Origin of the sequence: Streptomyces sp. NBC_01622 (assembly GCF_045209635.1) — a bacterium.
Lineage (GTDB): Bacteria > Actinomycetota > Actinomycetes > Streptomycetales > Streptomycetaceae > Streptomyces.
Window position 1 is genome coordinate 3231155 of record NZ_CP109293.1, and the last position, 26395, is coordinate 3257549.

21 protein-coding genes are annotated in these 26395 nt (G+C 70.8%); 3 read left to right on the top strand and 18 right to left on the bottom strand.

Features of this window, described 5'->3' with window-relative positions:
• Nucleotides 1-41: 41 nt before the first annotated feature.
• Both OH768_RS14375 and OH768_RS14380 read right to left on the bottom strand, forming a co-directional pair.
• The gene (locus OH768_RS14375) at nt 42-920 is read right to left on the bottom strand and encodes an ABC transporter permease (protein ID WP_406453659.1); all 879 of its coding nucleotides are present in this window, start codon (nt 918-920) and stop codon (nt 42-44) included.
• The gene (locus OH768_RS14380; protein WP_200709977.1) at nt 910-1725 is read right to left on the bottom strand and encodes an ABC transporter ATP-binding protein; all 816 of its coding nucleotides are present in this window, start codon (nt 1723-1725) and stop codon (nt 910-912) included. The genes OH768_RS14375 and OH768_RS14380 overlap by 11 nt, the downstream gene beginning before the upstream one ends.
• Nucleotides 1726-1884: 159 nt before the next feature.
• Between OH768_RS14380 and OH768_RS14385 the strand changes: the two genes are divergently transcribed.
• Entirely contained in the window at nt 1885-2577 is a 693-nt protein-coding gene (locus OH768_RS14385) for a response regulator (protein WP_019072926.1), read from the top strand.
• Between the two features lie 49 nt (nt 2578-2626).
• Here the strand turns inward: OH768_RS14385 and OH768_RS14390 are convergent, their stop codons facing one another.
• The 6 genes from OH768_RS14390 to OH768_RS14415 form a co-directional block, all read right to left on the bottom strand.
• Nucleotides 2627-4219, bottom strand: coding sequence for a cation acetate symporter (locus OH768_RS14390; RefSeq protein WP_406453662.1), 1593 nt, complete (start codon nt 4217-4219; stop codon nt 2627-2629).
• Nucleotides 4216-4776: a DUF485 domain-containing protein gene (locus tag OH768_RS14395; protein ID WP_406453664.1), complete on the bottom strand. Its 561-nt coding sequence runs from the start codon at nt 4774-4776 to the stop codon at nt 4216-4218. The genes OH768_RS14390 and OH768_RS14395 overlap by 4 nt, the downstream gene beginning before the upstream one ends.
• A 69-nt stretch (nt 4777-4845) precedes the next feature.
• Entirely contained in the window at nt 4846-5532 is a 687-nt protein-coding gene (locus tag OH768_RS14400) for a response regulator (RefSeq protein WP_406453666.1), read from the bottom strand.
• The gene (locus OH768_RS14405; protein WP_406453668.1) at nt 5529-6680 is read right to left on the bottom strand and encodes a sensor histidine kinase; all 1152 of its coding nucleotides are present in this window, start codon (nt 6678-6680) and stop codon (nt 5529-5531) included. Before OH768_RS14405 ends, OH768_RS14400 begins: the two co-directional genes overlap by 4 nt.
• Nucleotides 6677-7201 (bottom strand): DUF1453 domain-containing protein, encoded by a 525-nt coding sequence (locus tag OH768_RS14410; RefSeq protein ID WP_406453670.1) that lies wholly within the window; start codon nt 7199-7201, stop codon nt 6677-6679. Before OH768_RS14410 ends, OH768_RS14405 begins: the two co-directional genes overlap by 4 nt.
• A 252-nt stretch (nt 7202-7453) precedes the next feature.
• A complete protein-coding gene (locus OH768_RS14415; RefSeq protein WP_406453672.1) occupies nt 7454-9574 on the bottom strand; it encodes a type IIA DNA topoisomerase subunit B in 2121 nt (706 codons plus the stop codon).
• A gap of 441 nt (nt 9575-10015) precedes the next feature.
• On the opposite strand from OH768_RS14415, the gene OH768_RS14420 reads away from it, so the two are divergent.
• Nucleotides 10016-10249 carry a hypothetical protein gene (locus OH768_RS14420; protein WP_019072919.1) on the top strand — a complete coding sequence of 78 codons (234 nt, stop codon included), beginning with the start codon at nt 10016-10018 and terminating at the stop codon, nt 10247-10249.
• A 116-nt stretch (nt 10250-10365) separates the two neighbouring features.
• Here OH768_RS14420 and OH768_RS14425 read toward each other — a convergent pair whose 3' ends face one another.
• The 8 genes from OH768_RS14425 to OH768_RS14460 form a co-directional block, all read right to left on the bottom strand.
• Nucleotides 10366-11223 (bottom strand): S1 family peptidase, encoded by an 858-nt coding sequence (locus OH768_RS14425; protein ID WP_406453674.1) that lies wholly within the window; start codon nt 11221-11223, stop codon nt 10366-10368.
• Nucleotides 11224-11355: 132 nt separating this feature from the next.
• Entirely contained in the window at nt 11356-12897 is a 1542-nt protein-coding gene (locus OH768_RS14430) for an RNA polymerase sigma factor (protein ID WP_406453676.1), read from the bottom strand.
• A gap of 430 nt (nt 12898-13327) precedes the next feature.
• Nucleotides 13328-14215 carry a FadR/GntR family transcriptional regulator gene (locus OH768_RS14435; RefSeq protein ID WP_086022045.1) on the bottom strand — a complete coding sequence of 296 codons (888 nt, stop codon included), beginning with the start codon at nt 14213-14215 and terminating at the stop codon, nt 13328-13330.
• Nucleotides 14216-14377: 162 nt separating this feature from the next.
• A complete protein-coding gene (locus OH768_RS14440; protein ID WP_406453678.1) occupies nt 14378-16459 on the bottom strand; it encodes an ATP-binding cassette domain-containing protein in 2082 nt (693 codons plus the stop codon).
• 91 nt (nt 16460-16550) lie between these two features.
• A complete protein-coding gene (locus OH768_RS14445; protein ID WP_019072914.1) occupies nt 16551-17309 on the bottom strand; it encodes an NUDIX domain-containing protein in 759 nt (252 codons plus the stop codon).
• Nucleotides 17310-17439: 130 nt separating this feature from the next.
• Nucleotides 17440-19422, bottom strand: a complete 1983-nt coding sequence (locus OH768_RS14450) for a glycogen debranching N-terminal domain-containing protein (RefSeq protein ID WP_406453680.1) — start codon at nt 19420-19422, stop codon at nt 17440-17442.
• Between the two features lie 431 nt (nt 19423-19853).
• Entirely contained in the window at nt 19854-21341 is a 1488-nt protein-coding gene (locus tag OH768_RS14455; RefSeq protein ID WP_406453682.1) for a DUF4192 domain-containing protein, read from the bottom strand.
• Between the two features lie 168 nt (nt 21342-21509).
• Nucleotides 21510-23669 (bottom strand): RecQ family ATP-dependent DNA helicase, encoded by a 2160-nt coding sequence (locus OH768_RS14460; protein WP_406453684.1) that lies wholly within the window; start codon nt 23667-23669, stop codon nt 21510-21512.
• A gap of 393 nt (nt 23670-24062) precedes the next feature.
• On the opposite strand from OH768_RS14460, the gene OH768_RS14465 reads away from it, so the two are divergent.
• Nucleotides 24063-24698, top strand: coding sequence for a hypothetical protein (locus OH768_RS14465; protein ID WP_406453685.1), 636 nt, complete (start codon nt 24063-24065; stop codon nt 24696-24698).
• 269 nt (nt 24699-24967) lie between these two features.
• On the opposite strand, the gene OH768_RS14470 is transcribed toward OH768_RS14465, so the two are convergent.
• Complete coding sequence (locus OH768_RS14470; protein ID WP_406453687.1) at nt 24968-25609, bottom strand: hypothetical protein; 642 nt, start codon at nt 25607-25609, stop codon at nt 24968-24970.
• 68 nt (nt 25610-25677) lie between these two features.
• Nucleotides 25678-26379: a ribonuclease HII gene (locus OH768_RS14475; RefSeq protein WP_406453689.1), complete on the bottom strand. Its 702-nt coding sequence runs from the start codon at nt 26377-26379 to the stop codon at nt 25678-25680.
• Nucleotides 26380-26395: the final 16 nt, after the last annotated feature.

The window sequence follows — 26395 nt, forward strand, 5'->3', positions numbered from 1 at the left end:
AGGAAGGGAGGCTCTTCAACGGGCGTGCCACGAGGGCCCGTTCAGCTGTCGGAGCCCGACGGCTTCCAGCGGAAGATGCGGTTCTCGGCGAAGGTGAGGAGTCCCTCCGCGACGAGCGCGACGACCGCGAGGATCACCATCGCGGCGTACACACCGGCCGCGTTGAAGGTGCCCTGGGACTGCGCGACGAGCAGGCCGATGCCCTTGGTCGCGCCGATGTACTCCCCGACGATCGCGCCGATGAGGGCGAAGCCGAAGCTGACGTGGAGGCTGGTGAAGATCCAGGAGGTGGCGGACGGGATGACCACCTGGAGAGTCACCTTGCGGTCGCTCGCGCCCAGGATGCGGGCGTTGGCGACCAGGTTGCGGTCGACCTCGCGGGTGCCCTGGAAGGCGTTGAAGAACACCGGGAAGAAGACGAGCACCACGGCGGAGGCGACCTTGGAGGCCGGTCCGAGTCCGAACCAGATCATGAAGATGGGCGCGAGGACGATCCTCGGTATGGAGTTGAGCACCTTGATGTATGGACCAAGTACATCGGCGAGGAAGGCGATCCGTCCCAACGCGATACCGAACACGACACCGGCGATCACACCGATGATCCAGCCGAGCAGCGCCTCCTGGAGCGTGTACCAGATCTGCTCCCCCAGGGAGCCGAGCGCGGTCCCGTGCATCACCCAGGTCCAGATCTGGTCCCAGATCTTCGACGGCATCGAAAAGTTGAACGGATCGATGACCTTGGCCCGGGAGAGTGCCTCCCACAGGCCGAGAACGGCGACCAGGAGCAGCGCTCTCGCCGCTCCGACACCGAGCTTGCGTTTACGGGCGGCACGCGCGCGTGAATGGGCGCGGTCGGTCTTGCCGCCGGGCTCGGCCGCGGTCGGCACGACCCGGTCCTCGGGCATGACCTCAGGCGACATTGGCCGCACCCCTCTCGCGCGTGATGCGGACCTCTTCGCCCAGGGACTCCCAGATCTCGCGGTAGATCTCGATGAACCGCGGCTCCAGGCGCACGGATTCGACCTTGCGGGGCCGCGGCAGGTCGATGTCGAAGACCTGCTTGACGGTGGCCGGGCCGGCGGTCATCACGACGACCTTGTCGGCCAGCGCGATGGACTCCTCCAGGTCGTGGGTGACGAAGACGACCGAGGCGCCGGTGCCCTCCCACAGCTCCAGGAGTTCGTCCGACATCAGCGCCCTGGTCTGCACGTCGAGCGCCGAGAACGGCTCGTCCATCAGCAGGATCTCGGGGTCGTTCACGAAGGTCGCGGCGAGCGCGACACGCTTGCGCATACCGCCGGAGAGCTGGTGCGGATAGCGGTCCTCGAAGGCGGAGAGCCCGACCCGGGCCAGCCACTCGCGCGCCTTCGCCCTGGCCTCCGCCTTCGGAACGCCGCGGAAGCGCGGACCCGCCATGACGTTGGAGAGGACCGTGCGCCAGGGGAAGGTGGCGTCCTGCTGGAAGACGAAACCGACCTTGTCGCCGACGCCGGAGACGGGCTCCCCGGCCACCAGCACATCGCCCTCGGAGGGCTCTTCGAGTCCGCTGACGAGGGTCAGCGTGGTCGACTTGCCGCAGCCCGTGGGACCGACGACCGCCACGAACTCGCCACGTCCTACGGTGAGATCAAGCCCCCGTACGGCCGTGTGCAGACCCCCCGACGGGGTCCTGAAGGTCTTGCTCGCGCCCCGCAGCTCGATGGCGGGGCTGGTGTCTGCGCTCATGGCCGGGACCGTAGATGTGGCCCGGACCACAACAGGAGTCTTCTGGGCGCAAGCCGTTCTTTTGCTCGCAAGAGCCTGTTGTGCTCGTTTTGCTCGCGCTACAACTGCGGAGCCGAAACACGGGCTTAACGCTCGCCTGGCCTTGAGGAAAGAGGCCCAATGATTGACGTCATGGTCGTGGACGACGACTTCCGCGTCGCCGAGATCAACGCGAAGTACGTGGGAAAGGTTCCCGGTTTCCGGGTCGCCGCCCGCGCACACAGCGCTGCGCAGGCACTGGCCACCGTGGAACGCGGAGCCATCGACCTCGTACTGCTCGACCATTACCTGCCCGACCAGACGGGTCTCGAACTCGTCCACCGCATGCGGCAACAGGGCCACACGACCGACGTCATCATGATCACGGCGGCCAGCGATGTGACGACCGTGCAGCGGGCGATGCGCCTGGGCGCCCTGCACTACCTGGTCAAGCCGTTCACTTTCGCCGCCCTGCGCACCCGCCTGGACTCGTACGCCGCCCTGCGCCGCACCGTCGACCGCGTCGGCGGGCGCGGCATCGCCGGCCAGGAGCAGGTCGACCGCATCTTCGGCGCCCTGCGCACGACCACCGCACCGGCCTCCCCCGGTCTGCCGAGCGGCCACTCGGAACCGACCACGGACCTGATCTGCGGCGTCCTGCACCGCGCCGGCCACCCGCTCTCGGCCCACGAGGTCGCCGCCGAGACCGGCCTGAGCCGCTCCACGGCGCAGCGCTACCTCCGCCACCTGGAACAGGCCGGCCGCCTCCGCCTCTCCCTCAAGTACGGCGACACGGGCCGCCCCGAACACCGTTACGCCTGGGTGGCGCCGTAGCCGCGTGGGGTCGGCAGCGGCTTCCGTACGACGGCGGTGGGCGCCCCCGTTACACGGCCCCCGCCCCCGTCAGTGCCCGTACCTCGGTCTCCGCGTGTTTGGCCTCGTCCGGGATCTCCGGCGAGGTGACCGTGCCGAGCCAGCCGGCCAGGAAGCCCAGCGGGATCGAGACGAGGCCGGGGTTCTGGAGCGGGAAGAACTGGAAGTCGACGCCCGGGAACAGTGAATCGGGGCTGCCCGACACGACCGGCGAGAGCAGCACGAGGGCCAGCGCGGGGATCAGTCCGCCGTATACGGCCCAGACGGCGCCGCGGGTGGTGAAGTCCCGCCAGAACAGGGAGTACAGCAGCACCGGGAGGTTCGCGGAGGCGGCCACGGCGAAGGCGAGGCCCACCAGGAAGGCGACGTTGAGGTCCCTGGCGAGCAGGCCCAGCGCGATCGCGATCACACCGATGCCGACCGCCGCCGTCCGAGCCACCGCCACCTCGCTGTACGGCTTGGCACGGCGGCGTCGCAGCGACGCGTAGAGGTCGTGGGCCACGGATGCCGAGGAGGCCAGCGTGATCCCGGCGACCACCGCGAGGATCGTGGCGAAGGCCACGGCGGCGACGATCGCGAACAGGACTGTGCCGCCCGTGGAGTTGGCGCCGCCGCCCAGGTCGAGCGCCAGCAGCGGGACCGCGGTGTTCCCCGCCGCGTTCGACTTCTTGAGGGCTTCCGGTCCGACGACGGCGGCCGCGGCGAAGCCGAGCACGATCGTCATCAGGTAGAAGCCGCCGACGAGCCCGATCGACCAGACCACCGAACGGCGCGCCGCCCGCGCGGTCGGCACCGTGTAGAAGCGGGACAGGATGTGCGGCAGTCCGGCCGTCCCCAGCACGAGTGCCAGCCCCAGGCTCATGAAGTCGAAGCGCGCGGTCCAGTCCCCGCCGTACTTGAGCCCCGGCGCCAGAAACGACAGGCCGTGGCCGCTGCGGTCGGCCGCGGTGAGCAGCAGCTGGTCGATGTTGCCGTGGAAGCGCAGCAGCACCAGCACCGTCAGCGCGACGGTGGTGCTCAACAACAGGATCGCCTTGACGATCTGGATCCAGGTGGTGGCCCGCATCCCTCCCAACGACACGTAGATCACCATGAGCGCGCCGACGCCGATGACGGTCCACGCCCGCGCGGCCGGGCTCGTCCCGCCCAGCAGCAATGACACCAGACTGCCCGCGCCCACCATCTGTGCCACCAGATACAGAACGGACACGGTGACCGAGGAAGTTCCCGCCGCGATCCGCACGGGCCGCTCGCTCATCCGCGCGGCGACCACGTCGGCGAGCGTGAACCGCCCGCAGTTGCGCACCAGTTCGGCGACCAGGAACAGCACCACGAGCCAGGCAACGAGGAAGCCCACCACGTACAGCATGCCGTCGTAGCCGTACAGCGCGATGAGCCCGGTGACGCCGAGGAAGGAGGCGGCCGACATGTAGTCGCCCGCGATGGCAAAACCATTCTCCATGGGGGAGAAGAGCCGCCCGCCCGCGTAGAACTCCTCCGCGGAACCGTGCCGGTTGCGGCTCACCCAGGTCGTGATCCCCAGGGTGACGGCGACGAACCCGCTGAACAGCAGCAACGCCAGCGTCTGATGGTTGCCGGTCACAGAACACCGCCTCGCACACCACGCGTCAGTTCCTGGGTGTCCCACCGCAGTTCGAGCGCGGCCCGGTCCCTGCGCAGCCGCGCATGGCGGGCGTACGCCCAGGTCAGCAGGAACGTGGTGAGGAACTGCCCGAGCCCCGCGACCATCCCCACGTTCACGGCACCCGCCACGGGCCGGGCCATCAGTCCGGGCGCGGTCGTCGCGGCCACCACGTACGCCACGTACCAGGCGAGGAAGACGATCATGCCCGGCACCACGAACCTCAGATACCGGCTGCGCACCTCCTGGAAGGCCGCACTGCGCTGCACGTCGAGATACACGTCCCCGGCCCGCAGCGCCGGTCCTCCGTCCTCCCTGCGCGCGGCCGGCACCTCGGGAGCGGGCACCCCCGTGCCGTCCAACTCGCCCCAGCCGGACGCGAGTGCGTCGTACCACGGGTCGTGGTATCTCACCTTTCCGGGTGCCTCGGCGGGGGTCAGGTCATGACCTTCGTGGTTCTCGGCCGGACCCTCGTGATCACTCGCGCCACCGCGGGGACGACCGTTGCTTGACTGCATGCCCAAGGATGGACAGAACGGGAAGATCCCCGACCCTTCTTCTCCTGGGTCTTCACCCCATCAGGTGACTCAACCCGCTGGTGGCCGCACCAGTCCCTTCCCGTAGGCGTAACGCACCGCCTGCGCACGGTCCTTGAGCCCCGTCTTGCCGAACAGATTGTTGATGTGGGTCTTCACGGTCGCCGTGGAGACATGCAGTTTGCGGGCGATCTCCTGGTTGGTCAGGCCCTCGGCGATCAGCACCAGCACCTCGGTCTCCCGCACGGTGAGCCCGTCCGGCGGCTCGGCGGGACCCGGCGAGGGCTGCGGCCCGGGGTCCGACAGGCGCTCCAGCAGCCGCCGTTGGATGCTGGGCGACAGGCCCGCGTCCCCGGAAAACACGCTCTCCACGGCCCGTACGATCTCGTCGCCGCCCGCATCCTTGGTGAGATAGCCGCGTGCCCCCGCGCGCAGCGCCGGGAAGAGTGACGCGTCGTCCGCGAAGGTCGTGAGCACCACGACCTGCGTTCCGGGATGCTCCGCACGGATCCGCCGGGTCGCCTCGACACCGTCGCAGCGGGGCATGCGCAGATCCATCAGGACCACGTCCGGGGCGAGTTCGGCAACGAGCCGCACCGCCTCGTCCCCGTCGCCCGCGGCGCCGACGACCTCGATCCCGGGCAGCAGCCCCAGCAGCATCACGATGCCTTCCCGTACGACGGTCTGGTCGTCCGCGACCACGACCCGCGCGGGCTTCTTCACGGCCTCCTCCGTCATGCGGGCACCTTCAGCGTCACCACGAATCCCTCCTCCTCCGGCTCGGCGCGCAGTGAACCGCCCAGCAGCTCGGCGCGTTCCCGCATGCCCAGCAGACCGTACCCACCTCCCGCACCGGTCAGTTCACCGGGCGAACCGCCCGAGTCCCGTACGTCCAGCCTCACTTCGTGCTCGCCGTACTCCAGCCGGAGCAGCACCTTGGCGCCCGGGGCATGCTTGCGGACGTTCGTCAGGGCCTCCTGGGCGACCCTACGCACGGCCTGCGAGGCCTCGGCCGAGAGCTGCCGCCGGTCACCCGTAACGGTGACCTTCGCACCGGCGGTCGTAGCGACGATCTCGGTCAGGAAGTCCTCCAGCGGGGTCATCTCGCCCCGCAGCGCGGACAGGGCCTGCCGGGTCTCGGCGAGGCCGTCGCGGGCCATTCCCCGTGCCGCCACGACCCGTTCGAGAATTGTCTCCAGGTCGGCGCCCCGCTCGATCAGCAGCCTGGCCGCCTCCAAGTGCACGAGCTGGGCCGAGAGGCTGTGTGCCAGCACGTCATGGATCTCCCGGGCTATACGGGCCCGCTCCGCCAGCGCGGCGGACTCCGCCTCTGCCGCGCGGGCCATGCGCTCCTGGGTGAGCAGCCGCTGGGCGTTGCCCCGGGCCTCGGCGTCGAGGCGGAGCGTGTAGCCGGCGAGGGCCAGTCCGGCCGTCGTGACCGCGGTGGTCAGCCATACGTCGTTGTTGACCGCGGCGAAGGTCGCGAGGGACACCGACGTCACGGGCACGGCGACCGCGATGGGCAGCCGCTCCAGCGAGCTGACCGCGCAGCCGCACCAGACGACGAGGGCCGGGACCGTGAAGCCGACAGCCTGTCCCGCGATGGCGATCCCGAGGAGCGCAGCGATGAGGGCCACCGACGGCCAGAGTCGGTGGGCGAGGGTGGTGCGCCAGAAGGCCCAGGCGATGGCGGCGATCACGAGGATTCCGCCGATGCCTCCGGCGAGGGCCCAGCCGTGGATGTGGTCGCCGGTGAAGGCGCCCCAGAGCAGCATGCCGATCACCAGCAGTCGGACGGTCCAGGCGAGCAGGCGCCGGGGCCGTGAGACGCCTGCTCGGCTCAGCGCCTCCCGCGAGGGCCACCGCGTCCACGCGTTCTCCGTCACGCGCGCTCCTTCCGGGCGGGCGGCGCCATGCCGAATCCGTACGCCGCAGCGGATCCGGCCGTCCCGGTGAAGGACTGGGCCCGCCATACCAGGACGCCGGAGCGGACCAGCAGCGTGGCCGCGAGACCGAGCATCAGGGCGGAGCTGTTCTGGTGTACACCGATCAGCGCGCCCAGGGCGATGAGGCCGACGCGCAGGGCTATGCCGACGATCCAGACGCCCCCGCTCGCCTTGGTGCTCTTGCTCCACACGGAACCGTCCGTCTCGACCCACAGGCGTGTGGTCCAGGCCCAGCCGGCTCCGGTGGCCAGCCCGATGAGCAGTTCGACGCCGAGCAGGAGGGCCGATTCGGTGTGGTGGTGAGCGTCGAGTATGCCGGGCTCGCGGAGGGCGACGACCGCGAGGATGGCGGGGAGGAGCCACCAGCGCCGGTCGGTCCCGATCTGGCGAGCGCTGAACTGTCGCACGATCACCAGGGCGGCGACGGCCACCAGCACCAGCGCGTTGACGAGCCCGGACATCAGTGCCTCCGTGAGCGGAAGGGGATGTCGGCGGCGAGCGCTGCCGACGCTTTCGAAGCTACGGAAATTCACAGGTCGGCAGATCGGCGCCAGGGTGGATCGTGGGTGGATCCGCCGACCGCACCGACCTCCACCCACGGGTGGAGCAGACCGACGGCGCCGGGCATCGGCCGGTGCCTCGGTTCCAGGCCCGGGTGGGGCTCGGAACGGGACCGGAGCCGATGCCCGGCGCCGTCGGTCACACGTCGGCGGTCACGCGTCGATGCGCGACCGGTCCAGTGTCGCGGCCGAGCTGGAGATGAACTCCTTGCGCGGTGCCACGTCGTTGCCCATCAGCAGATCGAAGACCTGCTCGGCCGCGTCCAGGTCGGAAAGGTTGATCCGGCGCAGGGTGCGGTGGCGGGGGTCCATCGTGGTCTCGGCCAGCTGGTCGGCGTCCATCTCGCCGAGACCCTTGTAGCGCTGGATGGAGTCCTTGTACCGGACGCCCTTGCTCTGGAACTCCAGGAGCTTCTCGCGCAGCTCGCGGTCCGAGTACGTGTAGACGTACTTGTCCTGACCCTTCTTGGGCTGGACGAGCTCGACGCGGTGCAGCGGCGGCACCGCGGCGAACACCCGGCCGGCCTCGACCATGGGCCGCATGTAGCGCTGGAACAGGGTCAGGAGCAGACAGCGGATGTGGGAGCCGTCCACGTCGGCGTCGGTCATCATGATGATCTTGCCGTAGCGGGCCGCGTCGATGTCGAAGGTGCGGCCCGATCCCGCTCCTATGACCTGGATGATGGCGCCGCACTCGACGTTCTTCAGCATGTCGGTGACGGACGACTTCTGGACGTTGAGGATCTTGCCGCGGATCGGCAGCAGCGCCTGGAACTCGGAGTTCCGGGCGAGCTTGGCGGTACCGAGCGCGGAGTCTCCCTCGACGATGAACAGCTCGCTGCGCTCGACGTCGTCGCTGCGGCAGTCGGCGAGCTTGGCGGGCAGCGAGGAGGACTCCAGGGCCGTCTTGCGGCGCTGCGCGTCCTTGTGCTGCCGGGCCGCGATACGCGTACGGGCCGCCGCGACGGCCTTCTCCATGACCACCCGGGCCTGGGCCGCCGCGTCGCGCTTCGTCGAGGTCAGGAAGTCCTTGAACTCCTTGGTGACCACGTTGGTGACGATGCGGCGGGCCGCCGACGTACCGAGCACCTCCTTGGTCTGCCCCTCGAACTGGGGTTCGGCGAGCCGGACGGTGACGACCGCGGTGAGGCCCTCCAGGGCGTCGTCCTTGACGACGTCGTCCTCGGCGACGCGCAGCAGCTTCTTGGCGCGGGCCACCTCGTTCATCGTCTTGACGATGGCCTGCTCGAAGCCCGCGACGTGGGTGCCGCCCTTGGGGGTGGCGATGATGTTGACGAACGACTTGAGGTTCGTGTCGTAACCGGTCCCCCAGCGCAGCGCGATGTCGACACCGAGTTCGCGCGTGACCTCGGTGGGCGTCATCTGGCCGTGGTCGTCCAGGACGGGCACCGTCTCCTTGAAGGTGCCCTGGCCCGACAGACGGAGGACGTCACAGACCGGCTTGTCGCTCGCCAGGTACTCGCAGAACTCGCTGATGCCGCCGTCGAAGCGGAAGGACTCCTCGCCCTTGCTGCCGCCCTCGCCGAGGCCGTACTCGTCGCGGACGACGATGGTCAGCCCGGGCACCAGGAACGCGGTCTGGCGGGCCCGCTGGTGCAGGTTCTCCAGGGAGAGCTTGGCGTCCTTGAGGAAGATCTGGCGGTCGGCCCAGTAGCGCACGCGCGTGCCGGTGCGGGTCTTGGGGATCCGCTTGGTCTTGCGTAGACCACCGGGCTCGAACGCGGCGTCGGGGCCGGCCGCCGTGAAGGAGCCGGGCACACCGCGCCGGAAGCTGATGGCATGGACGCTGGCATTGCGGTCGACCTCGACGTCGAGCCGCGCGGACAGTGCGTTCACCACGGAGGCACCCACGCCGTGCAGACCACCGGAGGCGGCGTACGAGCCGCCGCCGAACTTGCCGCCGGCGTGCAGCTTGGTCATGACGACCTCGACACCGGAGAGGCCGGTCTTGGGCTCGACGTCGACCGGGATGCCCCGGCCGTTGTCCCGCACCTCCACGGAGGCGTCGTCGTGCAGGATCACCTCGATGTGGTCGCAGTAGCCTCCGAGGGCCTCGTCCACGGAGTTGTCGATGATCTCCCACAGACAGTGCATCAGGCCACGACTGTCGGTCGACCCGATGTACATTCCCGGGCGCTTGCGTACGGCCTCTAGCCCCTCAAGGACGAGCAGGTGCCGCGCGGTGTAGTTGGAACCGTCCCGGTCTGCTCCTGCCAGCAGCGCTGTCGACGGCACGGACATTTCGGCGGTCACGCGGTTCGCTCCTCGCTGAATTTCAGATGAGGCCCTTTTGGGTAAGGGCCCGGCTTCGGTTGCCGCTCAGAGGGTACCGAGGCCTGGTAGAGCCGTTGTAACGCCACCCTCGTCTCCTCCTCACACTAGTCCAGGGTCGTATACCTGTTCGATCCCTCGATGGAGTGAAGTACATATCACGTTCCCTTCGGGGCATGAACCATTTAGGCTCCGGGCACGTCCTCATGAACAACCGGCAACCCAGCCGGGAGGACCGACCCCGACCCACAGCGCGAACCCGTACAGACACATAGACACGCAATACGGCACATTCGCCGCCAACCGGCAGCAGACAGCCGCCCCGGAAGAATTTTTCGAGGAAAAGCCCAGAGCGGGAACGTTTTCGGGCTGGTTGGATGTTGACCCTGGTACGACAGCTCGTCGAGCTAGAGAAGAGGCGACGTGACTACTGTTCTGACCCCCGCGAGCCCGCTGACGGCCGCCGATCGCTGCGACCGCTGCGGCGCCCAGGCATACCTGCGCGTCGTCCTGCTCAGCGGCGGAGAACTGCTCTTCTGCGCCCACCACGGCCGCAAGTTCGAGCCGGAACTCAAGAAGATCGCCGCTGAGATACAGGACGAGTCGGAGCGACTGACCGCCGCTCCCGCAGCAAGCACTCCTGAAGAAGAGCGCTGACACTTCGCGTCCACGACGAGCCAGCACCGGCACAGGCCGGCGACGGGCGGCCCCGCTCCTGAACCACAGGAGCGGGGCCGCCCGTCCTCGTATCCACGGATGCCCCTCAGCGGCCGTCAGGCGCCCTTGTGCGGGCCCGGCGCGCCGCGGTGGCGGCCGAGCGTCCGCAGGACGTCGGACACCCGGGTGTAGACGCCGGGGCTCCCGGCCCGCCCGCAGCCGTTGCCCCACGACACCAGCCCGATCAGCCGGCCCTGGGCGACCAGCGGCCCCCCGCTGTCCCCCTGACAGGCGTCATGGCCCCCCTGGGGCTCCCCGGCACACAGCATGGCCTCAGGGAGGTAGGTGCCGTCCGCTCTGCCCGGATACGCCTCCGCGCAGCGGGCGTCGGGCAGTACGTGGACGCGCGCGGCGTGCAGGCTGCCCGCGTAGTCGCCGCCGCCGCTGAGATCGCCCCAGCCGTAGACCGTGGCGGCCGTACCCGGCCGGTAGGCCGTGTCGCCCGTGGCCGCCATCCCGATCACCGAACTCTGAGGCAGCGGTGCGGCGAGGGTGAGCACGGCGAAGTCACCGGCGTTGCTGACGGTGTCGTAGTCCGGGTTGACCCACACCTCCCGTACGGCGATCGCCTGGCCGCTGCCCGCAAGCAGGTCCGTACGGCCCGCGAGGACCTTGAGGTCGCCCGCGCGGTTGGGTGGCGCACCCAGGACGTCGTCGCCCATGCAGTGGGCCGCGGTCAGCACGGTGGTCCGGGCGACGGCGACACCGCCGCAGAACTGTCCCGCCCGGGTACCCCCGAACCGGTCACTGCTGGACAGCGCCACTGTCCACGGGCTCTCGGAGACATCGACCGGGAACCCGCCGACGACGATGCTGTCGGCGGCCACGGGGACCGCGGAGACCAGCGGTATGGCGGACGCGGCAGCCGCCAGGACCAGCGGCCGGGTCAGCGCCCGGGCAAAGAGACGACGCATGTACGTTCCTCACTCTGGGATGGTCATGAGAGACCCAGAGTGATCCAGCGTGCCGCGCCGCGCACCCGCGGCCGGCACGAAGGCCCGGCTCCCTGACGGGAAACCGGGCCTTCCGTGACGTACGACTACGACCTAGTCGAGGTAGTCGCGCAGCACCTGCGAACGCGACGGGTGGCGCAGCTTCGACATGGTCTTGGACTCGATCTGGCGGATGCGCTCACGGGTGACCCCGTACACCTTGCCGATCTCGTCGAGGGTCTTCGGCTGACCATCGGTGAGACCGAAGCGCATCGAGACCACACCGGCCTCGCGCTCGGACAGGGTGTCCAGGACGGAGTGCAGCTGCTCCTGGAGGAGCGTGAAGCTGACCGCGTCGGCCGGGACAACGGCCTCGGAGTCCTCGATGAGGTCACCGAACTCGCTGTCGCCGTCCTCGCCCAGGGGGGTGTGCAGGGAGATGGGCTCGCGGCCGTACTTCTGGACCTCGATGACCTTCTCCGGGGTCATGTCGAGTTCCTTGGCCAGCTCCTCCGGGGTGGGCTCGCGGCCCAGGTCCTGGAGCATCTGGCGCTGCACGCGCGCGAGCTTGTTGATGACCTCGACCATGTGCACCGGGATACGGATGGTGCGGGCCTGGTCGGCCATAGCGCGGGTGATCGCCTGACGGATCCACCAGGTGGCGTACGTGGAGAACTTGTAGCCCTTGGTGTAGTCGAACTTCTCGACCGCGCGGATCAGACCGAGGTTGCCCTCCTGGATGAGGTCCAGGAAGAGCATGCCGCGGCCGGTGTAGCGCTTGGCCAGGGAGACCACCAGACGGAGGTTGGCCTCCAGGAGGTGGTTCTTGGCGCGGCGGCCGTCCTCGGCGATGATCTCCAGCTCGCGCTTGAGCTTGGGGGCGAGCTTGTCGGCGTTGGCCAGCTTGTCCTCGGCGAACAGGCCCGCCTCGATGCGCTTGGCGAGCTCGACCTCCTGCTCGGCGTTGAGGAGGGGGACCTTGCCGATCTGCTTGAGGTAGTCCTTGACGGGGTCGGCGGTGGCACCGGCAGCGGCAACCTGCTGCGCGGGTGCGTCGTCCTCGTCCTCGTCGGAGAGTACGAAGCCGGCGCTCTCGGCGCCCTCGGGCTCGTCCCCGGTCTTGCCGGGGGTCTCCTCGACGGCCTCGTCGTCGACGAGCTCGGCGTCGTCCTTCTTGGCGCTGGTCTTCTTGGCCGCCGCAGCAGTCGTCTTCTTGGCGGCGGCCTTCTTGGCGACCGCCTTCTTGGCGGGCGCCGCCTTCTTGGCAACGGCCTTCTGGGCGTCGTCCTCGGCGGGAGCGTCGGCGAGGGGCGCCGCCGGAGTCGCGGTGGCGGTGGCCTTCTTGGCGGTCACCGTCTTCGCGGCGACCGTCTTGGTGGCGGTGCGCTTGGCCGGACTCTTCGCTGCGACGCTCTTTCGGGTGCGCTTGGGCTCTGCGGCACTGACCATCAGCGTCACACCCTCTTCCTCGAGGATCTGGTTGAGGCTGCGCAGTACGTTCTTCCACTGAGTGGCCGGAATCTGGTCAGCTTCGAAGGCCCGACGCACGTCATCGCCGGCGATCTGCCCCTCAGCCTTTCCCCGCTCGATGAGCGCCATGACAGAGACGGACTCGGCGATCTCCGGCGGGAGCGTACGGGATGTGCTGGCCGACACGAACAACCTCTCGGAACGATGGAAAACGGCTTCCGGCCCCGTCCGGTACGGACAGGAGCCGACGACCGCCGACTTGGGGATGGGCCGACGGCGCGGGCTGGAGCCGGGAAGAAGCACAGCGCCCTGAACGGCGTCCGTATTCCCTTCCGCGGCTGTCACCTCTTAGGTCATCGCGCAGTTCCCGCGAGCGTTACGCCCAATCTGCGTGGCCCGAGTCACACCCCGTAAGCGCTCAAAAACGGTCAGACACGGGCAGAGGAGGTCACCCAGGGCCGCGAGAGGCGCTTCTCAGCGAGATCCGGCCCCCGTCGCACCGCCGGACCCCGCCGGTTCCCTGGAGGATCCTGCGGGGTCCGGCGGAAGACGGCGACCAGGCCGGGCGGCGCCACGGGAGCGCGGCGCACCTCGACCGCGCCTGCCACCCCGCGCGTCAGTGTTCGCGCGGGGCGGGCACCACGCGCTCCACCTCTGGGTGCACGATGAGCAGCTGCCGCATGGCCGCCTCGGCCGCCGCGCCGTCGCCTGCGGCGAGGGCGTCGACGATTCGGGCGTGGTGCGCCAGGGAGGCGTCGTTCGGGCGGTCACAGCCCGTGACCGGGCCGCCGGAGACCTGGAGGGCCGACGAGACGATCCCGGAAAGGTGCTCCAGCATGCGGTTGCCCGCGACCTGGATGAGCAGCGAGTGGAACTCGGCGTCCGCGCGGGAGAAGGTCAGCGCGTCGCCCTGCGCCATGGCGTGCCCCATGATCTCGACCATGTCGGAGAGGCGCTGCTGGACGTCCTCGCGCCCGTGCCCGGCTGCGAGGCGCGCGGCGAGGGGCTCGATCGTCCAGCGCAGCTCGCTCAGCTCGCGGCGCTGGTTGTCACGCTGCGGGCCGAAGGCGCGCCACTCGATGATGTCCGGGTCGAGGAGGTTCCAGTCGCTGACGGGACGCACGCGCGTGCCGACGTTCGGGCGGGCGCTGACCAGGCCCTTGGCCTCCAGGACGCGCAGCGACTCGCGGACGACGGTGCGGGAGACCTCGAAACGCTGGCCGATCTCCTCGGGCACCAGCGGACGGTCGGCGCCCAGGTCGCCGGAGACGATCATCTGGCCCAGCTGCTGGACGAGTTGGCCGTGCAGTCCGCGTCCGCGGCTGCCCGCGGCACGACGGCCCACGCGGCCCAACTCGGGGTCGGAACCGTCCCAGGAAGGGGCTCCGAGGCGCTCGGTGACGGGCGCCTCGGCATAGGGGTAGCGGTCGAGTTCGCCCGGGCCGGCGAGACCGGAGTCTGCGGAGCGGGCGGCGGTCATCATGGTGTGCGCAAGGGTACTCACGGATCCTTTGTCGGCGTTGGCTCCAACTCCCTTGAGGTCTTTGGTGAAAAGCACACGAAAGGGTGATCGCTCACCCCGTCGCAATTGACGCCTTATCGGAAAGAAATGGGCTTTCTCCGGGGAGTTGTGCGCAGAGCGGGACCCGAAGGGTGCGCACGGTCGTCACCGGACCCTGCTACGCAGGGTCGTGAGCAGATACGCGCAGAGCAGTGCGGTCAGCGACAACGTCAGTGCCCCGCCCACGGGTTGGGCGACCACTCGCGCCGCCGCGGACAGATACCGCTCACCACCGAAGGGCCACTGCAGCAGGAACACCTTCCGCATCCGCAGGGGAAAGCCTGCCGCGGCCCGCACGGCCGGCCCTTCCAGCGCCTTGTGCACGAGGGGCACGACGAGAATCGGTACGGCGACCACAGCGGCGAGCCCGGCCGTGGTGGACCGGAAGATACCGGCGGCCAGCACGCCTGCCCAGGCGCACCCGACGACAAGACCGGTCCAACTCGCGCTCGCCGAAAGCCAGTCGGCGGGAACCTGCGCGAGCTCCCGTCCGTATACGAGATAGAGCACTTCGGCGTCGCAGCCCACCGTGAGGAAGCCCAGCAGCAGCGCGGTGGCCGCGGAGACGAGGAGCTTCGCGAGGAGGAGCCCCATCCGCCGGGGCACGGTGCCGCGGTCCACCGCCAGGGCAGGGTGCCGGAACTCGTCGCCGAAGGCGAACGCCCCGAGCAGTCCCGCGCCGAGCGCCGCGGGCGGCAGCGGCAGCTCCCGTGGCCACGCGGCCAGCAGGCGCGGCTGCGGGGTGTGCCCGATGCGGGCCAACAGCAGTGCGGTGAGGGCGGACACGACGAGTACGGCGGCCCCGGTCAGGAAACCGGTGCCGATACCGGTGGCACGGCGCAGCTCGTAGCGGAGCGGGCGCAGCGGACTGGGGGCGGAGCGGACGGAGATGGGGGGCGGAAGCGGGGACAGGGCGTCGAGGGTGGCGGCTCGCGAAGGGCGCGGGCCACGCGCGGAGGGCACGGTTACCTCTTCGGGGTCGACGAGAGGGACCAGCCGGGAGCGGGCGGGACTCGGCGCGCGGGGGCCGGGTGTCGCAGGGGGGCCTGTGGCGGTCGGCTGAACCACGGGGTCAACGGCGGTTTCTCGCAGGGGGCTGACGGCAGTTGCCTGAGCCTCGTACGGCGGGTGGGCTTGTGCGGCAGGCTCGGGTTCTTCCGAGGCGGGCAGCGTAGGTGAGATCGGGGGCGACGGCTGCTCGGCGAACGGCACGTCCGTGAGAGGCGATGCCGTCACGGTCGGCGACGAGGGGGCCGGCACTCGCGGCTCGTCGCCGGTTTCCGGCTCACCCCGAAGGGACGTTCCGGCCCCGGGCCCCATGTCGCCGATCTCGTCGGCGAGTTGGTGTACGAGGATGTCGTGCCGGAACGCCGTCTCACCGACGTCCGCGCACGTACTGCCGTACACGGAAAGGCGGTTGCCCTCCTCCCGTACGACTTCGACGGAGCGGTGCGCGGTGCGGGCCTCCTTGGTGAGGAGGGCGGCGAGGCGGGCGGCGTGTGGGGTGCGGACGGCGACGCGGGAGCGCAGCCGGGTGCGGGCGAAGTCTCCGGCCTCCTGGTCGGCGACGAGTCTGCCCTGTTCGAGGGTGACGACCCGGTCGGCGCTGCGGGCGGCCTCCTTGGGTTCGGCCGTGCTGAACAGGACCGTGCCACCCTGGGCTGCGTGCGCGCGCAGCATGCCGTACAGCCAGCGGCCTTCGCGGGCGGAGAGCGTGTCCGCGGGTTCGTCCAGCACCAGCGTGTGCGGGTCGGACAGCACGGCGCAGGCGAGGCCCAAGCGGCGGTCCATGCCGCGGGCGAGGCTGCCGAGGCGTTCGTCGCGCAGGCTGACGAGGCCGACCGCTTCGAGGACCTCGTCGGCCCGCCGGGCCGGAACACCCGCAGCGGCACACAGCATCCGCAAGTGGCCGCGGACCGAGCGGGCCGGATGTCCCGGCACGTCGCCCAGGAGCACGCCGACCTCGCGCGACGGGTGGGCGATGCGATGCAGGGGGCGGCCCCTGAAGTAGGTGATTCCACGCCCCTGTTGGAGTTCTAGCATGAGCCTGAGCGCGGTCGTCTTCCCCGCACCCGGTGCTCCGAGGAGTGCGGTGACACTGCCCGCACGGGCCTCGAAGGAGACGTCGTCGACGGCGGGCGGATGCTCCTTGCGGGCGTTGCTGGTCAGTCCGAAGGCCTGGATCACCCACAGCAAGATAGCGCGCTATGTCCGTTTTTTCGGGCACCGAACGGCCCGCACCGCGATGCTTGATCACCCCGTTCGCGGTGCTGCGACGTCACACCTCGGGGCGCAGCATCGGCGGGTTGAGCAGCGTGGCCCCGCCGGCCCGGAACAGCTGTGCCGGACGTCCGCCCTGACGGGTCGTCGTACCGCCGGTCGGGACGAGGAAGCCCGGCGTGCCGGTCACCTTGCGGTGGAAGTTGCGCGGGTCGAGCGCCACTCCCCACACGGCCTCGTAGACGCGGCGCAATTCACCGACGGTGAATTCGGTGGGGCAGAACGCCGTGGCCAGGGACGAGTACTCGATCTTCGAACGGGCGCGCTCCACCCCGTCGGACAGGATCTGCGCGTGATCGAAGGCGAGCGGCGCCACCGGATCGCCGTCGCGTCCGAAGCCGCCCTGTTGCAGCAACTCCTCGACGGGTGCCCAGCGCGCGTTGCTGGCGTCGCCGCCGGCGCGGGGTGCGGGCAGATCGGGGGCGAGTGCGAGGTGGGCGACGCTGACGACGCGCATCCGCGGGTCGCGCTTGGGGTCGCCGTAGGTCGCGAGCTGCTCCAGATGCGCTCCGTTGTCCTGGGCGGGGACCGCCGGGTCGTGGGCACGCAGTCCCGTCTCCTCGGCCAGTTCGCGGGCGGCGGCCTGGGCCAGGTCCTCGTCGGCCCGCACGAAGCCGCCTGGTAGCGCCCAGCGTCCCTGAAAGGGCGGCTCACCCCTACGTACCGCCAGCCCGCACAGAGCATGGCGGCGCACGGTCAGCACGACCAGGTCCACGGTGACGGCGAAGGGCGGATACGCTGACGGGTCGTAGGACATGCGGCGATCATAGTCGTCTGCCTGACGATAAACACTCCCTTCGCCGGTACCGCCGTGACTGATCCACTTCGGTGCGATACGCGGTTCTTCCACCGCTTCCGGCCGTCGACGGACACGGACTCGTACGAGGTCACGCTCCCAACTGCAGTCCGTCGGCCGCCTCCTCGACCATGGCGACACCGAGTCGGCCGACCCGTACGGAGAAGGGGGCGCCCGCGATCCGCAGACCCGTCAGGCCGATCTCGCCCAGGGGCGCGCTGCGGACCGGACAGAGGGTGACCGTCCCGGCGGGGGCGTCGGGGCGGATGCCCGCGAGGGTGGTCAGCAGCAGTACTCCGGCTGCGGCTGCCGTGGCCGCCGGACGGCAGGCGGCCGGGTGGGCAAGGGGAGCGCTCCCCTCCGTACGCTGCTCCCCCGCGTACATCTCGGGGAGCCGGTGTCCGAACGCCTCGGCCGCCGCCAGGACACCCTGCAACAGCGAGGTGGCCTCCTTCTCGAATCCGCCGGCGGCCAGGCCCGCGACGGCGATCGCCGTCTCCTGCACCCGCACGGCCCCGCTCCGGTGGCCGAACGGGCTGAATCCCAGCTCCTTCGTACCCAGGCCGCGCAGTCCCCAGCCCGAGTCCATGTCCGGGCTTCCGAGCAGCCGGGCGAGTTGTTCGGCCCGCGCCTTGTCGAGCAGGCCGGGTGCGTACTCGCCGCCGCCCAGCAGTCCGGTGTCGAGGAGATGGGCCGCGGTCGCGCCGAGGTGCGGCACGAGACGTCCGTCCGTGACCCGGGCCGCTGCCGGGCGACCGCCGCCCAGGTCTCCGATCCAGAAGTCCGCGCGGAAGGCGGTGCGCAACTCCTGGGCCCATTGCCGGAGTCCGGCACCGCCGGGTCTGCCGAACGCGTCCAGCAGATCGGCTCCGAGCAGTGCTGCCCGGTGGGCGTGGGCCTGTGTTTCGCAGCGGACCGGTCCACCGGGCTGCGGGTCGCGCAGATAGGTGCCGTCGCCCACGGTGGTCCGCAACCAGGTCAGACAGCGCTCGGCGGCCGGCACTAACTCCTGCGTCTCCTGCTCCGGAAGCCCCCAGCGGCGGGCCTCCGCGAGCAGCACCGGGAAAAGCAGGGTCGCCTCCGTCCCTGTGCAGCCCGGCGGCAGATGGGCGCCGGCATCGCGGCGTGGTCCCGGGATCATTCCGAACTGTGCTCCGGGGCACGGGAGTTGGGTCCGGGCCAGGGTCCGCAGTGTGCCTGCGGCGAGCCGTGTACCGAGGGGCAGCGTCATGCGGGCCGCCGTGAGCGACTCCGCCGGGGCCAGACCGCACCGCCAGGGCGCCCCCGCCGCGAGGTGTGTGTCGGAGGGGTGCGCGGGGTCGCGCAGCAGCAGGGCCTGGAGATCCTCGACGCTGGTTCGCAGCAGCGCCTGGACCCGGGGGTCGTCACCGGCCGCCCGTGCGGAGGCGAGTGGGCTGGTCGCCCCGTGACCCACGGCCCGGACCGGTCCCGCGCCGTCCGGCCGTACCCTCAGTTCCACGCTCGCCGTACCGCCCGGCGGCAGTTCGAACTCCCAGCGCAGTAGCCCCGCGGAGGCCAGCGCGTCGGCGGGCGGCGGGTCGGCGGTGACCGTCGATTTCCCGGTGGCACCGGACCAGCGCAGCCCGGAGTCGTGCACGCTGGCGGGCAGTTCGGGTCCCGTGCTGCCCGCGGCGATCGCGCCCAGATCCGCCAGGTCGGTGCCGAGCGCGACCTCGACCGGCAGGCGCAGCGGGCGCCAGGACACGCTGCGCAGGGTGATGCGCTCCGTACCGTCGGCGTGCCGGGTCCGCTCGACCACGAGGTCGGGGTCCGGGCCGCAGTCCGGGGACACCCGCACGGTTCCGACGAACCGCGCGCGGTCGGCCGCCGTCATCCTGGCCTGCACCGCCAGCGGTTCACGTCCGGCCACCCGCACCTGACAGCGGGAGAGCACCCGCCGTCCCGCGCGGTAGAAACCCTCCAGTCCCCGGCCGTTCAGCTGGCCCTGCTCGGTGGAGACGGCGAGCCCTGGGAGGGCGACACAGATCAGCGTGTTGTGGGTGGGCGGCAGTTCGACGGAACGGCGGGGCGCCGAGCGTGGAGGGTGTGGCACGGAGCTCGGCGGCGGGAAGAGGGAGGAGGACCGGAGCGGGGAAGGGGGTGACGGGGGACGGCGGATGCGGCCGGGGTCCAAGCCTTCCACCGGCCGCTGCGACGGCTGCGACGGCTGCGACGGCTGCGACGGCTGCGACGGCTGCGACGGCTGCGACAAGCTTGCGCCAGGGCGGTCACCGGCATCGGAGGACGGAGTCGGCTGGTGCATGGGCGGCTTCTTCTGCGCTCTGTGCGCCTCGGACGTTTTCGGGGCCGGATGGAGAGTCCCGGGAGGACAAGGGCTGTACGGCGACACGACCCGATCAGGCGTTCCGCCACTCAGGTGAACGGAACCGGGCTCCTCCTGGTCACGCCCGAGGCCCGGGAAGCCGACCGAATGGCGGCGGGGCGGAGGAGACGGACGCGCGGCATCGGTCCCCCACCTCTTGATCACCCGTCCCCCTCAATGCCGTTGCTCCCCGGCAGAGGCCGCTCCGAGCAGGTGTCACGGCGCCGCGAACCGCTCTTCCCGGGGGTGCGGGCACGCGTGCCGCCAGGACGTGCGGTGCCCTGCGACGGTGTGCGAGGCCGGGAACTGTCGAGTTCCGCAGAACGCGGACGGCCCTCGACTCCGTCGGCGGTACGTGCGCGGCGCCGACGACGGGAAGCCGTGGGCGTTTCCACCGGTGCCGGGACTTCGCCAGGACCGTTCGCACCCAGCGGTGCGGAACCGTCGGCGGCCCCACCGGCATCCACACCCGCACGGTCCTTCCGTTCCGCGCGCAGGCAGCGGCGGATCGACTCCGGGTCCAGGCCCTCGTTGCAGGCCTGGTGCAGGAGGCGGGCGAACAGGTAGTCGGAGTCCGCGCCCAGGGCCATGGCCAGGGCCTCCCGGGCCTCCAGGTCGTCGCCGGTCGACCAGGCGACCCAGCCCGCGAGTGTGAGAGGGGCCGCGGCGTGTTCGCCGTAGGGCCCGACGCAGCGGCGGGCCAGCGCGCGCCAGAGGCGCAGAGCCGGGACCGCCTCGTCGCCCTCCATCCATTCGGCCGCGCGGTCGCGCGTCGTACGGTCCTGAAGGCCCAGGATCAGAGCGGCCGCTTCGTCGTGGGCGAGCAGTGCGTCGTCGCGCAGGTCCGACTGGAGCGCGCCGGACACGGGTGGTGCCGCGGCGAACCGGCTGATGACCAGCTGGGCGAGGTCCAGCGTCTCCTGCGCCACGTCCACTCGGTCGGCGTCGTCGAGGATCCGGGGCACCAGGGCCATACCGGCGGCGTCCAGGGCGGCTTCCTGCTCCAGCGCGGCGGCTGTCTCCCACGGTTGCAGCCTGCTGCGCAACTCGCGTAGTGTGCCGCGCACTTGGAGCCCAGCGTAGGTCGCCGCGGCGGCCAGCACGGAAGTGCCGGGCAGGCCCATCGGGGATCCGTCGACCGGGCAGCATCCCTCGATCGGGCAGCAGTAGGACCAGAAGCGGCCGTCCGAGATGCAAAGCGCCTCGATGACCGTCACATCGAGACGGCCGCACTCGGTGCGCAGCTTCTGCACCAGCGGACGCAGACGCTCCATGACCTGACGCCCCGACTCACCGGGCGCCGGTTCCTGGCAGACGTAGGCGATCATCTGCTCGGGCCGGGTGCCCCTGCGCTCGCTGCCGGTCACCAGGCCGTGGGCCAACTGCCGTGCTACGGACGCCCAGTCGTCCGCGCCGGCGGGAATGCCGAGCCGGGCTCGGCCGCCGAAGCGGCCCCGGCCGCCGCGATCGTGCAGGGCGACGAGGACGATGCTGTCCTCGGGGCGGTATCCGAGGAGGTAGGGCAGGGCGTCGGCGAGTTCGGCCGGGGTGCGCAGGGTGACCTGGTGGTCGGCGCCGTGTCGGTCGTAGGCGGTGGGCTCGATGTCGCCGTTTTCGGATGATCCAGTCGTTTCGCTGTGATTCGTCATGCGTTGACGATCTCGCGAATCGCCCCTTTCCGCTTGAGCCTGTGGATAAGTCCGGTCAGGGGCACGTCACATGAGGTTCGGCGCGGCCAAGTCGGCCCAGGCGACTGGGACATGCGAACCCGACTCGCACGCTCAGCCGCCTGCCCCCACGGATCCCGATACGGAATCTCAGCCCGCCGCAGCAAGGACCAGCGGAAGAACCTGTTCGCTGCCTGCGCGGCGGAGCAGGCGGGCGGCGACCGCCAGGGTCCAGCCTGAGTCGGTGTAGTCGTCCACGAGCAGGACGGGACCGGGATTGGCGGCCAGGGCGGCGGCCAGTTCCTCGGAGACGCCGAAGGCGTCGGACAGTGCCTTGAGGCGTTGGGCGGAGTTGCTGCGGCGGGCCGCGTGCGTGCCGTCCGGGCCGGTGTGCGTCAGGGTGCCCAGGAAGGGGAGGCGGCCGATGGTCGCGATGCCCTGGGCGAGGGAACCGACCAGTTGCGGACGGGCCAGGGACGGTATGGCCACGACCCCCACTGGACGGGCGGAGGCGTCGGCGACATTCGGCGCCCAACCACCCGGAGAACGCGCCCAGTCGGCGAGGACCGCCACCGCGGCCTTCAGGACGTCGTCGGGGACCGGGCCGTCTGGCGCGTTCTCGGCCAGCAGAGGGCGCAGCCGGTTGCCCCAGCCGATGTCCGAGAGCCGCCCCAGGGCACGTCCCGTGGAGCACTGGTCCTTGGCCGGGATACGTCCCTTGAGGTCGACGCCCAGCGCGGCCATCCCGGTCGGCCACATCCGGCGCGGCTCGATCTCCGTGCCCGGGCGGTCCAGTTCCTTCGTCGCCCCTGTCAGCGTCTCCGCCGAGACGGAGGAGTCGATCCAGGCGCCCGCGCAGTTGTCGCAACGGCCGCAGGGCACCGCCCCTTCGTCGTCCAGCTGTTGGCGCAGGAACTCCATCCGGCACTGGGCCGTACTCACGTAGTCACGCATGGCCTGCTGCTCGGCCGCCCGCTGCTTGGCCACCCAGGCGTACCGCTCGGCGTCGTACACCCACTCGGCTCCCGTGGCCGCCCAGCCTCCCTTCACGCGCTTGACCGCTCCGTCGACGTCCAGGACCTTCAGCATCGTCTCCAGGCGGCTGCGCCGGAGATCCACCGCTGTCTCCAGGGCCGGTACGGACAGCGGCCGTCCCGCGTCGGCGAGGGCCGAGAGGGTCTGCCGGACCTGCGTCTCGGGCGGGAAGGCCGTATCGGCGAAGTAGCGCCAGATGGCCTCGTCCTCCCTGCCCGGCAGGAGCAGTACGTCGGCGTGCGCCACACCGCGCCCGGCACGGCCCACTTGCTGGTAGTAGGCGATCGGCGAGGAGGGCGAGCCGAGGTGGACCACGAAGCCCAGGTCCGGCTTGTCGTAGCCCATGCCCAGAGCCGACGTGGCGACCAGTGCCTTGACCCGGTTCTCCTGGAGGTCGATCTCGGCCTGCAGCCGGTCGGCGTTCTCCGTCTTCCCGGTGTACGAGGCGACCTTGAAGCCGCGTTGGCGCAGGAACGCGGTGGCCTCCTCGGCGGCGGCCACGGTGAGGGTGTAGATGATCCCCGAGCCCGGCAACTCGTCCAGATGCTCGGCGAGCCAGGCCAGGCGGTGTGCGGCGTCCGGGAGTTGGACCACCCCGAGCCGCAGGCTCTCCCGCTCCAGCGGGCCGCGCAGCACCAGGGCCTCGCCTGCGCCGGTGCCCAACTGCTCGGCCACATCGGCGGTCACGCGTGCGTTGGCGGTCGCCGTGGTGGCCAGCACCGGTACACCTGCGGGCAGTTCGGTCAGCATCGCCCGCAGCCGGCGGTAGTCCGGGCGGAAGTCGTGTCCCCAGTCGGAGATGCAGTGGGCCTCGTCGACCACCAACAGGCCGGTCGTGGCCGCGAGTCTGGGCAGCACCTGGTCCCGGAAATCCACGGAGTTGAGCCGCTCCGGGCTGACGAGGAGGACGTCGGTCTCGCCCTTTTCGACCTCTCCGTAGATGCTGTCCCACTCCTCCGGGTTGGCCGAGTTGATGGTGTGCGCCCGGATGCCGGCCCGTGCCGCCGACTCGACCTGGTTGCGCATCAGGGCCAGCAGCGGCGAGATGATCACCGTGGGCCCGGAGCCGCGCCGGCGCAGCAGGGCGGTGGCGACGAAGTACACCGCCGACTTGCCCCAGCCGGTGCGCTGCACCACCAGCGCGCGCCGGCGCTCCTCCACGAGGGCGGCCACCGCCTGCCACTGGTCCTCGCGCAGCCGCGCCGTACCGCTCGAATCACCGACCAGCTCGGCGAGGACGGCGTCGGCTTCGGCACGCAGCTCCTGGTTGCTCATGCCCCCATGCAACCTCACGCCACTGACAACGGCCCAATCCCCCGCCGCGGCGAAGAGGCGCTTCCGGCCGTCCTGACCGCCTGTCCCGGGCACCCCACGCACCCTGGCCTGCCTCCTCCCTCTGGACCTTCCGCACCTCAATGGCGTACGAAAGTCTCGTGCTCGAACGTCCCAGGCATCGCCGGACGACGCATTGGGTAGGGATATAAGCCACAGACCATCAGATAAGGGGCTGTGGCCCCATTTGCTCGTTGCCGCATCCCAGTTCGACAGCAAGAATTGGAGTCCGCTCCCCGCACGGCTCGTCCGTGATCCGGTAGGGCTCTGCTGCGGTGTGCGCTCCCCCGAATCCGACCTCGCCCGCAGTGTGGGCGCGTAGCCGAAGGGAGGACCGTGACCTTCGGATTCGCTCCGTCCTCCGCGGCATCCACGTCGACGTCAGCCGACCTGTCCGCCGCTTCCGCCAACCCTCTGGCCCGTATGCTCGAACCCTCCGAGTGGGCCGCCGCCGGAATCCCCTTGCTGCGCAATCCCCGCGAGGTCGTCAGCGGGCTGCACTCCCGGCACCGCCCGAGACCGGCGACCGCGATCGTGGCCGTCCTCGACCCGGAAGAGCGGCTGCTCGCGAGCGCCTCGTTCGTCCGCCGGTCGGCCCCGGCCGACGGCTGGATGTTCCGCAACGCGCTGCTCGCGCAGTTGCGTCGGGTCATCCCGCACGACCTGCGCCGCCGCACCCCGGTGCGCACCGCCGTGCTGCTCTACTGCCGTGAGGGCGACGCGCGTTGGACAGAGGAGGACGGGGCGTGGATGTGGGGGCTGCGTGACGCCTGCACACTGCACGGGCTGCGCTGCGGGGCGTACATCACGCTGACCCGCGACGGCTGGCAGGTGCTCGGTGAGGGGCGTGGTGGCCGACGCCCGAGCGCGGACTCGGCGCCGGAACCCTTTGCCATGTCCGAGGTACCGCCCCTGCTGCCCCGCACCGGCGGCGCCGCCTCGGAGGTCCTGCGCCGCGCCGCGGCCCGCTGAATCCCGGTCCGGGCTCCGCGCCCGGACCGTACGGCGCGGTACGAGACCGCTGCTGGAAGTCCGTACGGCGCCGGGCCGCCCCGGGTGGGGACACCCGCCCAGCCGAGTCACCGCGCACGGGACGGAACGCCGGTGGAAGGCACCCTTCGTCAAACGCGCCGGGTCTTCAGGGCACGGCGAATTGCTCACCGTGCACAGCCGGACGCGAGGGCGCCGGAGCTGGCCACCGTCGGTCTCCGAGAGCCTTCCGGACGTTCCGGAGACGGCTCTCAGACGCCCGCGCCCAGCACCGAGTTGATCTGCTGCGGGTCGCCGCAGACGATCAGCAGGGCGCCGGCCCGGCCGAGGGCCAGCGGCAGCGCGGTGGCGGCAACGGTGTCGAGGCCTCCGTTGACGGCGACCACGACGACGGGTCGGGACGCCGCCCGGCCCGCGACGGCGGCGTCCGCGTAGAAGACGTCGTCGCGCGCGTCGTGCTGCGCCCAGTAGGACGCTTCGCCGAAGGACAGTTCATGGGCAGCCCACGGGTGCGGCTCGCCGGTGGTGATCACCAGCACGTCACCGGGGGTACGGCCCGACTCCAGAAGCAGGTCCACGGCTTCCTCGGCAGCGTCCAGCGCGCCCTCGGCCGAGGCCGGGACGAGCTGGATCTGCGGGGTAGCCACAGCGGTGCCGGAGGCGGCGGGGGCGGCCGGACCGGACGGTCCGGGCTTGGCAGCGGCCACGTCACGCGGCGTGCGTTGCACCGGCGCCGTGGGCCGCAGAGGGCCGGGGCGACCGGGACGCGACGGCGCCGCGGGGCGGGGGCCTGGTACGGGACGGGGGGTCGGCGCGACGCGGCCGCTGGCCGGAGTGGCGCGGGGACCCTGGGCACTCTCGTGAATCTGAGGCTCCTCGGGAATGAGAGGCATGAGCTGATTTTTATCAAACGTTGGCTGGGCTCGCGTCGGCGGGTGGCACATGAGTACGAGCGGAACGGTCAGAAGTCGAAGCCGAGCTGCCCCTCGATCTCCGGAACGTTTCCCTCCGCCCAACTGCGGGCCTTCTTGAGGTGCCGCCACTGGGGCAGCGCATCAAGATACGCCCACGACAACCGGTGGTACGGGGTGGGGCCCCGCTCCTCCAGCGCGGCCTTGTGCACGGGTGACGGGTACCCGGCGTTGGCCGCAAAAGCGAAGTCTGCATGGTCGATGCCCAGTTCGGCCATCATTTTGTCGCGCTGAACCTTGGCGATCACCGAAGCGGCGGCCACCGCCACGCACGACTGGTCGCCCTTGATCACCGTACGAACCCGCCAAGGGGCCCCGAGGTAATCGTGCTTCCCGTCGAGAATGACCGCGTCCGGGCGAACGGGCAAGGCCTCAAGGGCACGCACCGCGGCGAGCCGCAGCGCGGCCGTCATCCCCATGCCGTCGATCTCCTCCGGCGAGGCGTGTCCCAAGGCGTACGCCGTCACCCACTTGCGGAGTTCCTCGGCGAGTTGGGTACGTCGCCTGACCGCGATGAGCTTGGAGTCGGTGAGGCCTTCGGGGGGTCGGCGCAGTCCGGTGACGGCCGCGCAGACGGTGACGGGGCCGGCCCACGCGCCGCGCCCCACCTCGTCGACGCCGGCAATGACCTTGGCTCCGGTCGTGGCGCGAAGTGAGCGCTCGACGGTATGAGTGGGTGCTTCGTACGGCATAGCGACCTCAGACTAC